Source organism: Nocardioides antri (assembly GCF_008373765.1).
In the GTDB taxonomy this organism is placed as follows: domain Bacteria; phylum Actinomycetota; class Actinomycetes; order Propionibacteriales; family Nocardioidaceae; genus Nocardioides; species Nocardioides antri.
The window spans coordinates 23015-35311 of sequence record NZ_VUJW01000002.1; the positions used below are offsets into that span (position 1 = coordinate 23015).

General features: G+C 72.6%; 10 protein-coding genes. 6 read left to right on the forward strand and 4 right to left on the reverse strand.

Features of this window, described 5'->3' with window-relative positions; genetic code table 11:
• Positions 1–40: 40 nt before the first annotated feature.
• From F0U47_RS04490 to F0U47_RS04515, 6 genes are read left to right on the forward strand one after another with little or no spacing between them, the layout of a single operon-like run.
• Entirely contained in the window at positions 41–2146 is a 2106-nt protein-coding gene (locus tag F0U47_RS04490; RefSeq protein WP_149749148.1) for a molybdopterin oxidoreductase family protein, read from the forward strand.
• On the forward strand, positions 2143–3696 hold the full coding sequence (locus F0U47_RS04495) for an FAD-dependent oxidoreductase (protein WP_149749149.1): 1554 nt from the start codon (positions 2143–2145) through the stop codon (positions 3694–3696). Before F0U47_RS04490 ends, F0U47_RS04495 begins: the two co-directional genes overlap by 4 nt.
• Positions 3696–6284 carry a nitrite reductase large subunit NirB gene (nirB, locus tag F0U47_RS04500; protein WP_149749150.1) on the forward strand — a complete coding sequence of 863 codons (2589 nt, stop codon included), beginning with the start codon at positions 3696–3698 and terminating at the stop codon, positions 6282–6284. The genes F0U47_RS04495 and nirB overlap by 1 nt, the downstream gene beginning before the upstream one ends.
• Complete coding sequence (nirD, locus tag F0U47_RS04505) at positions 6281–6640, forward strand: nitrite reductase small subunit NirD (protein WP_149749151.1); 360 nt, start codon at positions 6281–6283, stop codon at positions 6638–6640. Before nirB ends, nirD begins: the two co-directional genes overlap by 4 nt.
• An 11-nt stretch (positions 6641–6651) precedes the next feature.
• Entirely contained in the window at positions 6652–7773 is a 1122-nt protein-coding gene (locus F0U47_RS04510) for a uroporphyrinogen-III synthase (protein WP_246159446.1), read from the forward strand.
• Positions 7770–8471, forward strand: coding sequence for a sirohydrochlorin chelatase (locus F0U47_RS04515; protein WP_149749153.1), 702 nt, complete (start codon positions 7770–7772; stop codon positions 8469–8471). The genes F0U47_RS04510 and F0U47_RS04515 overlap by 4 nt, the downstream gene beginning before the upstream one ends.
• Before the next feature lie 63 nt (positions 8472–8534).
• Here the strand turns inward: F0U47_RS04515 and F0U47_RS04520 are convergent, their stop codons facing one another.
• From F0U47_RS04520 to F0U47_RS04535, 4 genes are read right to left on the reverse strand one after another with little or no spacing between them, the layout of a single operon-like run.
• Positions 8535–10058, reverse strand: a complete 1524-nt coding sequence (locus tag F0U47_RS04520) for a sodium/solute symporter (protein ID WP_149749154.1) — start codon at positions 10056–10058, stop codon at positions 8535–8537.
• Positions 10055–10438 carry a hypothetical protein gene (locus F0U47_RS04525; protein WP_149749155.1) on the reverse strand — a complete coding sequence of 128 codons (384 nt, stop codon included), beginning with the start codon at positions 10436–10438 and terminating at the stop codon, positions 10055–10057. Before F0U47_RS04525 ends, F0U47_RS04520 begins: the two co-directional genes overlap by 4 nt.
• A complete protein-coding gene (locus F0U47_RS04530) occupies positions 10435–11163 on the reverse strand; it encodes a LytR/AlgR family response regulator transcription factor (RefSeq protein WP_149749156.1) in 729 nt (242 codons plus the stop codon). The genes F0U47_RS04525 and F0U47_RS04530 overlap by 4 nt, the downstream gene beginning before the upstream one ends.
• On the reverse strand, positions 11160–12290 hold the full coding sequence (locus F0U47_RS04535; protein ID WP_149749157.1) for a sensor histidine kinase: 1131 nt from the start codon (positions 12288–12290) through the stop codon (positions 11160–11162). Before F0U47_RS04535 ends, F0U47_RS04530 begins: the two co-directional genes overlap by 4 nt.
• Positions 12291–12297 lie beyond the last annotated feature (7 nt).

Here is a 12297-nt window from a genome sequence, read left to right on the forward strand (position 1 = left end):
GCGATCCGAACGTGAAACCGGCAGGCACTGGAATGGACACATGACCGCCGACCGAGGGATCCAGGGCGAGCGCGGGACGCGCACCCACTGTCCCTACTGCAGCCTGCAGTGCGGCATGACGGTCCAGAAGTCGGGGCGCACCGCCCTCGAGGTGCTGCCCTGGGCGGAGTTCCCGGTCAACGAGGGCGGCCTGTGCCGCAAGGGCTGGACCGCCGCCGAGCTCCGCGGGCACCGCGAGCGGCTCACCACCCCGATGATCAAGGACCGCGCCAACGGCGAGCTCCGCGCCGCCGGCTGGGACGAGGCGCTCGACCTCGTCGCCGGGAAGATCCAGGACCTGCAGGCGTCGTACGGCGCCGACAGCGTGGCCGTCTTCGGCGGTGGCGGGCTCACCAACGAGAAGGCCTACCAGCTCGGCAAGTTCGCCCGAGTCGCGCTCGGCAGCAGCCAGATCGACTACAACGGCCGTTGGTGCATGTCGTCGGCGGCGAGCGCCGGCAACCAGGCGTTCGGCATCGACCGCGGGCTGCCGTTCCCCCTCGCCGATGTCGAGCAGGCCGACGTCGTCGTCCTGGTCGGCTCCAACATGGCCGAGACCATGCCGCCGGCCGCCCGCCACCTCGACCGTCTCCGCGCGCAAGGCGGCAAGCTGGTCGTCATCGACCCGCGGCTGACCGCCACCGCCGAGCGCGCCGACCTCTTCCTCCAGCCCGTCCCCGGCACCGACCTCGCCCTGGCCCAGGGTGTCCTGCACCTTCTGGACGCGGCCGGCGCCGTCGACGAGCAGTACGTCGCCACCCGCACCACCGGGTGGGACGAGGTCCGCCGCTCGGTCGCCTCGTGGTGGCCCGAGCGGGTCGAGCGGGTCACCGGGGTGATGACCGCCGAGCTCCGCGAGCTGGTCGACCTGCTGGCCAACAACGCGAAGGTCATGATCCTCACCGCCCGCGGGGCGGAGCAGCACAGCCAGGGCACGGCGACCGTGCTCGGCTGGATCAACGTCGCTCTGGCGCTCGGCCTGCCCGGGCGGGAGCACGCGGGCTACGGCTGCCTCACCGGCCAGGGCAACGGCCAGGGCGGGCGCGAGCACGGGCAGAAGGCCGACCAGCTCCCCGGCTACCGGATGATCGACGACCCGGCAGCGCGCGAGCACGTCGCGAGGGTATGGGGTGTCGCGGCGGAGTCGCTACCGGGCAAGGGGCGGTCGGCCTACGAGCTGCTGGACTCCCTGGGACAGGGCGGCGGCGCTGATGGTCCGAGGGCGCTGCTCGTCTTCGGCAGCAACATCGTCGTCTCCGCGCCGCGCGCGACCCACATCACCCAGCGGCTGGAGTCCCTCGACCTGCTGGTCGTCTGCGACATGGTGATGAGCGAGACCGCGGCGCTGGCGGACGTCGTGCTCCCGATCACCCAGTGGGCCGAGGAGTCCGGCACGATGACCAACCTCGAGGGGCGGGTCATCCTGCGCGAGCAGGCCGCCGAGCCGCCCAAGGGCGTGCGCAGCGACCTCGACGTGATCGCCGGCCTGGCGGAGCGGCTCGGGTCGCCGATCCCGTTCAGCACCGACGTCGAGGAGATCTTCGCCGAGCTCGGTCGCGCATCGGCCGGCGGCAAGGCCGACTACAGCGGCATCACCTACGACCGGATCCGCGACGAGCACGGCGTGTTCTGGCCGTGCCCGGCTGCGCCCGACGGTGCGGAGGACCACCCCGGGACGCCGCGGATGTTCGCCGACTCCTTCGCCACGCCCGACGGCAGGGCCCGGTTCCTCGTCGTCGAGCACGCGGGCCCGGCCGAGGAGCCCGACGCCGAGTTCCCGCTGCACCTGACGACGGGTCGGGTGCTCGCGCAGTACCAGTCCGGTGCCCAGACCCGCCGCGTCCGCTCGCTGCCCGACGCCGGCCCGTTCGTCGAGGTCCACCCGATGCTCGCGAACCGGATCGGCGCCCACGACGGCGACCCGGTCGTCGTCCGCACCCGCCGCGGCGAGATGAAGGCACCCGCCCGGGTCGTCTCCACGATCCGCCCCGACACGGTGTTCGTGCCGTTCCACTGGGTCGGCGCCAACCGGCTCACCAACGACGCACTCGACCCCTCCAGCCGGATGCCGGAGTTCAAGGTCTGCGCCGCCGAGGTGACGGCATGACCGCCGAGAAGCGCCTCGTCATCGTCGGCAACGGCATGGCCGCGACCCGGCTCGTCGAGGAGCTGGTCGCCCGCGGCGCGGTCTCGGCAGGCTCGACCAGCGGCGGGTGGAAGATCACGGTCCTCGGTGACGAGCCGCATGCGCCGTACAACCGGATCCTGCTCTCGGCCGTGCTGGAGGGCAGCCACCGGCCGGAGGCGCTCACCCTCCGCAGCGAGGAGTGGTACGCCGAGCACGGCATCGACCTCCGCCTCGGAGCGCGCGTCCTCGAGGTCGAGCGCGAGCTCAAGGACGTGATGCTCGTCGACGGCACGATCATCGAGTACGACGCGCTGGTGCTCGCCACCGGCAGCATCCCCACGCTGCCGCCGATCCGCGGCCTGGTGCGGATGGACGGTTCGCTGCACGAGGCCGTGCATGCGTTCCGCTCGCTCGAGGACTGCGAACGGCTGCTCGAGGCGGTCACCGCGACCGACGAGGACGGCGAGCCCCTCAACCGTCGCGCCGTCGTCGTCGGCGGCGGCCTGCTCGGTCTCCAGGTGGCGCGCGCGCTCGGCGCCCGCGGCATCGACACCGAGGTCGTCGAAGGCGCCGACCACCTCCTGCACCAGCAGATCGGCACCGCGGCGGGCGCGATCCTCGCTCGCGACATGAAGAAGCTCGGCGTCGCGGTCTACACCGGCGCCCGGGCCGTGAGGCTCACCGACACGGCACCGCGAGGCGGCACCGGCGGTATCGATCTGGCCGGGGCGGTCAAGGTGCTCGACCCGCTGCCGACCAACCCGGGCCGGGTCGCGCTGCGGCTCGACAACGGCTTCACCCTCGACACCGACCTGGTGATCCTCACCGCCGGCGGCCGCCCGTCCACCGCGCTCGCCCGCCGGGCCGGGCTCGAGGTCCGCCGGGGCATGGTGGTCGACGACCGCCTCGCCAGTGTCAGCGACCCCGACATCTTCGGCCTCGGCGACTGCGTCGAGCACGACGGGCGGGTCACCGGCTTCGTGCCCCCGGCGTGGGAGCAGGCCGGCGTCCTGGCGCGCGTCCTGTCCGACGAGCCGGCGAAGTACGACGGCAGCCGCATCGTCGCCCGGCTCCGTGCGACCGGCCTCGACGTGGCGGTCCTCGGCGACCCCGAGCACGAGGTCCGGGGCGGGGGCGACGTCGTCGAGATGTCCAACCCGGTGCGGGGATCCCACCGCAAGCTCGTGGTCCGCGACGGCCGGATCGTCGCCGGCGCCCTGGTCGGCGACCTCAACCGGATCGGCCTCATCACCCAGCACTACGACCGGCAGACCGTCCTCGGGCCGACCGAGCCCGGCGACCTGCTGCTCGCTGAAGCAACCGGGCGCTCCTCCTTGGTCTCGCAGCTCCCCGACGACGCGGAGGTCTGCAACTGCGCCGGTGTCACCGCCGGCGCCATCCGGTCCTGCTCCTCCTTTGAGCAGGCCCGTGACACCACCCGCGCGACCACCGGCTGCGGTGGCTGCGCCTCTACCGTCCGCCAGCTTCTGGCCGAACGGTCAAGCCTCACCCCGGAAGGAATCACGTGATGGCATCGCACCCCAGGCACCTGAGGAAGCAGCTCGTCGTGGTCGGCCACGGCATGGTCGGCCACCGGTTCGTGGAGTCCGCGATCTCGCGCGGGCTGACCGAGACCTACGACATCACCGTCATCGGCGAGGAGCCGCGGCCGGCGTACGACCGGGTCGCGCTGACCTCGTTCTTCGAGGTGGGCGCCCAGGCGCTGAGCTTCCTGCCCTCGGGGAGGTACGACGACCCGCGGGTCACCCTGCGCGTCAACACCGAGGTCGTCGCGGTCTCGCCGCGGCAGCGGATCGTGACGCTGGCCAGCGGCGAGGACCTGCACTACGACGAGCTCGTGCTGGCGACCGGTGCCGCGCCGTTCGTGCCGCCGGTGCCGGGCCACGACCTGGAGAACTGCTTCGTCTACCGCACCATCGAGGACCTCGAGGCGATCCGCGACGCGGCGAAGAAGGCTGGCAAGTCGGGGGTCGGTGCGGTCATCGGCGGTGGCCTGCTCGGCCTCGAGGCCGCGAACGCGCTCCACCAGCTCGGCCTGGAGACCCACGTCGTCGAGCTCGCGCCGCGGCTGATGGCGGTGCAGGTCGACGACATCGGCGGCAAGACGCTGAGCCGTCACATCGACAGCCTCGGCCTGACCGTCCACACCGGCGCCATGACCGAGGCCGTGCTGGGCGACAAGAAAGGCCGGGTCGACCGGCTGGCGCTCAAGGACCGCAACCCGCTCGACGTCGACATCGTCGTCTTCTCGGCCGGCATCCGGCCGCGCGACGCGCTCGCCCGCGCCGCGGGGCTCGACGTCGCCGAGCGCGGCGGCGTCCTGGTCGACGAGTCGCTCCGCTCGTCCGACGAGCACATCTGGGCGATCGGCGAGTGCGCCGCGGTGGGCGGCATGATGTACGGCCTGGTCGCGCCCGGCTACGACATGGCGGAGATCGTCGTCGACCGGCTGCTCGGCGGCGAGGGCTCCTTCACCGGCGCCGACATGTCGACCAAGCTGAAGCTGCTCGGCGTCGACGTCGCCTCCTTCGGTGACGCGCACGGCCAGACCGAGGGCGCGCTCGAGCTGACCTACCAGGACGCCGTCTCGGGCGTCTACAAGAAGCTCGTCATCAGTGAGGACGGCAAGCGGCTGCTCGGCGGCGTGCTGGTGGGCGACGCGGCGGCGTACGGAATCCTCCGGCCGATGGTCGCCTCCGGCATGGAGCTGCCGGCGAATCCGGAGGAGCTGATCCTCCCGACGTCCCGCGGCGGTCTGGAGATGGATCTGCCTGACGACATGCAGGTGTGCTCCTGCAACGACGTCACCAAGGGCGAGATCAAGGAAGCGGTCTCCGACGAGGCCACGCTCAACGACGGCGGCCCGTGCGTCGACGCCGCGTGCGTCACGGCCCACACCCGCGCCGGCGCGACGTGCGGCTCCTGCAAGGTCGTGGTCAAGAAGATCGTCGAGGACCACTTCGCCGCCACCGGCAAGGAGGTCGACCGTTCCCTCTGCCAGCACTTCAGGATGACCCGCCAAGAGCTCTTCGACGTCGTCGCCGTGCACGGCTACACGCGCTTCGACGACATCATCGAGGGCCACGGCACCGGCCGCGGCTGCGACATCTGCAAGCCCGCGGTCGCCTCGATCCTGGCCAGCCTGCTCAACCACCACGTGCTCGAGCCGGGCAACCGCCAGCTGCAGGACACCAACGATGCCTACCTCGCCAACATCCAGCGCAACGGCACCTACTCGGTGGTGCCTCGGATCCCCGGCGGCGAGATCACGCCGGACAAGCTGATCGCGATCGGCGAGGTGGCCCGCGACTTCGGCCTCTACACGAAGATCACCGGCGGCCAGCGGATCGACCTGTTCGGCGCGCGGATGGAGGACCTGCCCGCGATCTGGAAGCGGCTGGTCGACGCCGGCATGGAGTCCGGCCACGCCTACGGCAAGTCCCTGCGGACGGTGAAGTCGTGCGTCGGCTCCACCTGGTGCCGGTACGGCGTGCAGGACTCGGTCGGTCTCGCCATCGAGCTCGAGCTCCGCTACCGCGGCCTCCGCTCGCCGCACAAGCTCAAGGGCGGCGTCTCGGGCTGCGCCCGGGAGTGCGCGGAGGCGCGGTCGAAGGACTTCGGGATCATCGCGACCGAGAAGGGCTGGAACCTCTACGTCTGCGGCAACGGCGGCGCCATCCCGGCCCACGCCCAGCTCCTCGCCGGCGACCTCGACAAGGACACGCTGATCCAGTACCTCGACCGGTTCCTCATGTACTACATCCGCACGGCCGACCGGCTGCAGCGGACGTCGTACTGGATGGACTCGATCGACGGTGGCCTCGACCGGATCCGGGAGATCGTCGTGGACGATGCGCTCGGCCTCGGCGCCGAGCTGGAGGCGGCGATGGACAAGCACGTCGAGTCGTACTTTGACGAGTGGAAGGCCACCATCGAGGACCCCGAGAAGATGGCTCGGTTCGTGTCCTTCGTGAACGCGCCCGGCGTGCCCGACCCGAACATCTCGTTCCGTGACGAGCGCGGCCAGATCGCACCCGCGGACAACGAGGGCCCGGTCGCGCTCGGCCCTACCATTCCCGTAGGAGCCCCTCGATGACCGTGAACACCGAGACGACGTACGAGGTGGTCTGTCGGCTCGACCAGATCGAGCGCGAGGGCGGCGTGACCGCCCTCGTCGGTGGCGAGGCCGTCGCGGTCATCCGCACGTTCGATGACCAGGTCCACGCACTTTCGAACTACGATCCTTACTCCAGGGCATCGGTCCTCGCGCGCGGGATCGTCGGCACCAGAACGGTGGATGGCGAGGACGTCCCGTTCGTGGCCAGTCCGATGCACAAGCAGGCGTTCGACCTGCGCACCGGACAGTGCCTCGACGACCCGACCGTCACCGTGGCGACGTACGACGTGCGGGTGGTGGACGGGGTCGTGGAAGTCGGCCCCCGTCGGGCGTGATGGAAGTGAAGGTGGAGTCGGTGCCGGACCGGCCGCTGGCGGGATTCAAGGTGGGCGTCACTGCTGCGCGCCGCGCGGAGGAGCAGATCGCCCTCCTCGAGCGGCGCGGCGCGGAGGTCGTCCACGCGCCCGCGCTGTCGGTCGACCCGAACCGGATCGACGAGGTCGCCCTGCTCGCGGCCACCAAGAACGTGCTGTCGGCGCCGGTCGACATCTTCCTCGCGACGACCGGCATCGGCATGAAGTCCTGGCTGACCGCAGCCGAGCGGTGGGGGTTGCTGGACGACCTGGTGACCCACCTCGGCAAGGCCGAGATCCTGGCCCGGGGGCCGAAGAGCGTCGGCGCGCTCCGTCGCTTCGGGCTCCGTGAGCTGTGGGCGCCGGAGTCGGAGGAGTTCGAGGACGTGCTGGCGCACCTGCGCGGGCGCGACCTCGGCGGGCTGCGGATCGTGGTCCAGGAGCACGGCCAGTCGCTGTCGATGGCCGCCCACGCCCTGCGCCGGCTCGGTGCGGAGGTCACGACCGTGACGGTCTACCGGGTCGACGCGGCGGAGGACCTCGAGCCGATGTTCGACCTCGTCGAGGCGGTCGTGGAGGGCCGGGTCGACGCCGTCACCTTCACCGCCGCGCCAGCCGTCGCGGCCATGATGGAGGCCGCGGCGACCGCTGGCCATCGCGACGACGTGATCAGCGCGTTCCAGGCCGATGTCGTCGCCGTCTGCGTCGGGCCGGTCACCGCCGCGGCCTTCGAGATGTGGGGCGTGCCGTCGATCTGGCCCGAGCGGTCGAGGCTCGCCGCCATGGTGAAGCTGATCGAGACCGAGCTGCCCTCCCGCGCCACCGGCACCGCGCTCCAGGTCGCCGGCCACACCCTGCTGCTGCACGGTGACGAGGTGCTCCTCGACGGCGTCGAGATCAGGCTCTCGCCGGCCCCGTTCGCCGTGCTCCAGGCGCTCCTCGTCAACCCCGGCACGGTGGTGTCCCGCCGCGATCTGCTCGCAGCCCTGCCGTCCGGCACGGCCGGCTCCGAGCACGCCGTCGAGATGGCGGTCGCCCGCCTCCGCGCCGCGATCGGCACCCGCTGCATCCAGACCGTCGTCAAGCGCGGCTACCGGCTGGCGGTGAGCGCATGAGCGCGCTGGTCACCGTCGCCCACGGGACCCGCAACGCCGCCGGCAACCAGGTCGCGGCCGAGATCACCGCCGCGGCCGGCCGTCGCCTCGGCATGACCGCGACGGCGTCGTACGTCGAGCTCTGCGAGCCGCTCTTCGCCGATGTCATGGGCGGGCTGCGGGACCGGGTTGTCGTCGTACCCCTGCTGCTGTCGACGGGCTACCACGTCCGCAACGACCTGCCGGCCGCCGTCGCCGGAGCGTCGGTCCCGGTCGCCCTCGGCGGCCCGCTCGGACCCGACCCGCTGCTCGCCGCCGCCCAGGTCGACCGGCTCCTCGACGCTGGTGCGGTCGAGGGTCAGCCGGTCGTGATGGTCGCCGCCGGGTCCACCGACCCCGAGGCCACGGCCGACCTCGGCGGCGCCGCCCGCCTGCTCGGCGAGCTCTGGGGCGCGCCCGTCCGCCTGGCCACGCTGGCCGGCATCGGCCAGCGACCGGCCGACGTGGTGCGCCCGGGAGACGCCGTCTCGCCGTACCTCCTCGCGCCGGGGTTCTTCGCCGGCCGCGCCCGAGCCGACGCCCGCGCCGCCGGTGCCGCGGTCATCGCCGGCGCCATCGGTCCCCACCCCCGGGTCGTCGACCTGGTCTGTCAGCGCGCCACCCGCATCGCGTTGAATCCGCCCTCGTGGTGGGTCGAATCCGGACTTGTGGTGGGTTGAGCCCGGCCTTGTGGTGGTGACTGCCCACCACAACTCCCGACTCGGGCCACCACCATCCCCGATTCAACCTCCGTGGCCGACCTCGAGCACCTCCGGCGTGTGCAGCCGGACGAGGAAACGGCGGGCGTGGGCGGGGGTCTGGGAGGCGGTGGCGAGGGACACCAGGATCATCGTCGCGAACGCGATCGGGACGCTCCATGCGGCGGGCTGGACGAGGAGGGCGCCGAGCCAGCCGGAGGCCTCCACGCCGACCACGTTGAGTACGGCGGCGCCGCCCGCGCCGAGACCACCGGCGGCCAGGCCGGCGAGCGCGCCGGCGGAGGTCAGGCCCCGCCACCAGATCCCGAGCATCAGCAACGGGCAGAACGTCGAGGCGGCGACAGCGAACGCGAGGCCGACCGACTGCGCGACGCCGACGTTGGTGTCGAGGAGCGCGACCAGGACGGGCACCGTCACCGCGAGGGCGGCGGCCAGCCGGAACGCCGCCGCGACCGACGCGGTCGGGCCGCGCTCACCCACGAAGCGGCTCGTCACGTCCTGGGTCAGCACGCCGGAGACCGCGATCGCCAGCCCCGACGCGGTCGACAGGAACGCCGCGAACGCGCCCGCGGTCACCAGGCCGGTGAGCAGCTCGCCACCGATCCCGTCGACCATCAGCCGCGGCAGCTCGAGCACGAGCACGTCGGCGTGCCCGTCCGCGACCAGGTCGCCGCCGTACACCCGGCCGAGCGCGGCGAACACCGGCGGCCAGAGGTAGAAGAGCCCGAGGAGGGCGAGCACCACCAGCGTCGTACGACGCGCGGCCCTGCCGTCCGGGTTGGTGTAGAACCGCACGACCACGTGCGGCAGCCCCATCGTCCCGAGGAAGAGCGCGATCATCAGGGAGTAGGTGCCGTAGAGCCCGATCGCGCCGCCGCCCTCGACCGGCACCGACCAGCCGTCGCCCGACCCAGACCCGCCAGGGCGCCCGTCGCCGGCCCACACCGCCAGCAGCACCATGGCCGGGACCAGCAGCGCGGTGAGCTTGAGCCAGTACTGGAACGCCTGCACGAACGTGATCGACCGCATCCCGCCGGACATCACGTTGACCAGAACCACCGAGCCGACGATGAGCGGGCCGACCCAGCGCGGCGCGCCGATCGCGGACTCGAGCGTGAGCCCGGCGCCCTGGAACTGCGGCAGCAGGTAGAGCCACCCGACGCCGACGACCAGGACCGAGCACGCCGCGCGGACGGTCGGCGATCCCAGCCGTGCCTCCGCGAAGTCGGGCAGCGTGTAGGCGCCGGACCGGCGCAGCGGAGCGGCGACGAGCACCAGGAGGACGAGGTAGCCGGCGGTCCAGCCGACGGGGTACCAGAGCATCTGCGCGCCGCCGACGAGCAGCAGCCCGGCGATGCCGAGGAAGGAAGCAGCGGAGAGGTACTCCCCGCCGATCGCCGACGCGTTGAGCCGCGGGTTGACGGTGCGGGAGGCGACGAAGAAGTCGCTGGTCGTGCGCGAGAACCGCAGGCCCCAGGTGCCGATCGCCAGGGTGGCGACGGTGACCGCGACGACCGCGACCAGGCCGGGTACGGCGTCGCCGGTCACTCCGTCGGCCTCTCGGATCCCGCGACCAGGTCGGTGAAGTCCCGCTCGTTGCGCTCGACGCTCCGCACGTAGCGCCAGCCCATGAGGAGCAGGAACGGGTAGACCAGCCCGCCGAGCACCACCCAGGCGACCGGAAGACCGGCGACCTCGAGGTCGGCGAGGCCGGGCCAGAGGTGGAACACCAGCGGGAGCAGGCCCAGGGTCAGGCCGACCAGGACCAGCACGCGGATCGCCAGCGCGAGCTGCTCCTTGAGGAGGGACCGAAGGAACACGTCACCGAGCGGCGTCTGGTCGTGCACGTCCCCGATCCGGCTGCGCGGACCGCTGGCGTAGCGCGGCGGCCCGGTGACCCGGACCCGCTGCGGGCGGTGGTCACTCACGAGGTCCCCCGGGCCCGTCGTACCAGCACGTCGCGGAGCTCGCGGGTGTGCCGCCGCGCCACCGGCAGCTCGGCGTCGCCGACCAGCACGGTGCAGCGGCCGGCCTCGGTGCGCAGCTCGTCGATGTGGGCGAGGGCGACCAGCAGCGAGCGGTGGATCCGGTGGAACCCGGCGGAGCGCCACTCCTCCTCGAGCGTCGAGAGCGGGATCCGGACCAGGTAGGCGTCACCGGCGCGCGTGTGCAGCCGGGCGTAGTCGCCGTGCGCCTCGACGTAGGAGATGTCGCCCCGGTCGACGAACCGGGTGACGCCGCCCCGCTCGACCGGGATCTGGGTGTCCTCCGGCGCCGACCGGCGGTCGGTGCCGGACACCACCCGGCGCACCGCCTCGGCCAGCCGCTCCGCCCGCACCGGCTTGAGCACGTAGTCGACCGCGTGGAGGTCGAACGCGTCCACCGCGTGCTGCTCGTGGGCGGTCACGAACACCACCGGCGGCGGCTCCTTGAACCGGCTCAGCACCTCAGCGAGCTCCAACCCGCTGAGGCCGGGCATCTGGATGTCGAGGAAGACCGCGTCGACGTCGGTCTCGCGCAGGATCCGCAGCCCCTCGGTGGCCGTCGAGCAGGCGACCACCTCGCCCACGCGACCGTCCGCGCCGAGGAGGAAGCAGAGCTCGTCCAGCGCGGGCCGTTCATCGTCGACGACGAGGACGCGGAGGCCCGTCATTGGGCGGAGACCCCCGGCGCGAACTTCGGCACCCGCACGATCACCTTCGTGCCCGCTCCGGGCGCGGTCTCCACGACCAGCCCGTAGTCGTCGCCGAACGTCGCCCGCAGCCGCGCGTCGACGTTGCCCAGGCCTACGGAGTCGAGGGCGGCGTCACCGGCCAGCGCCCGTCGTACCTTCTCCGGGTCCTCGCCGACGCCGTCGTCCTCGACCTCGACCACGCACTCGTGGCCGCGGTCGTGCGCGACGATCCGGAGGTGCCCGACGCTCGCGGAGGACTCGAGGCCGTGGCGGACGGCGTTCTCGACGAGCGGCTGGATGCAGAGGAAGGGCACGACGACCGGCAGCACCTCGGGTGCGATGTTGAGGGTCACCTGGAGCCGGTCGCCGAAGCGCGCCTGCTCGAGGAGGAGGTACCGCTCGATCGAGCGCAGCTCCTCGGCGAGGGTCGTGAACTCGCCGTGCCGGCGGAAGGAGTAGCGGGTGAAGTCGGCGAACTCCATCAGCAGCTCGCGGGCCCGGTCGGGGTCGGTGCGCACGAAGCTGGCGATCGCGCCCAGCGAGTTGTAGATGAAGTGGGGGCTGATCTGGGCCCGCAGCGCCCGCACCTCCGCCTCCATCGCGCGGTTGCGGCTCGCGTCTAGCTCGGCCAGCTCGAGCTGGCCGGAGACCCACTGCGCGACCTCCTCCGTCGCCCGGATCAGCCCGGCCGTGGTGGTCGGCGCGAAGGCCTGGACCGTGCCGACCACCCGACCGTCGACGACGAGCGGGCTGATCACACCCATCCGGACCGGGCACCCGGCGGTCCGGCACGGGATCTGGTCGGGCTCCACGGTCCTGGTCCAGCCGCGGGCGGAGTCGTCGCCGGTGGGCGCGGTCAGCATCGTGGCGAGTGCACCGGCCTGCGCCTGGTGGTGGGCGCCGGTGCCGTCCCAGGCCAGCGTCGACGCCGTGTCGGTGATCGCCAGGGCCGGCGTCCCGAGCAGCGTGCGCAGGTGCTTGATCGCCCGGTCCGCGCTGTCGGCGGTCAGCCCCTCCCGGAGCGCGGGCGAGGCGAGCGACGCCTGGTGCAGCGCCCGGAAGGTGGCACGGTCGGCCTCGCTCCCCAGGTGCCGACGCCGTCTCATGCGCCCT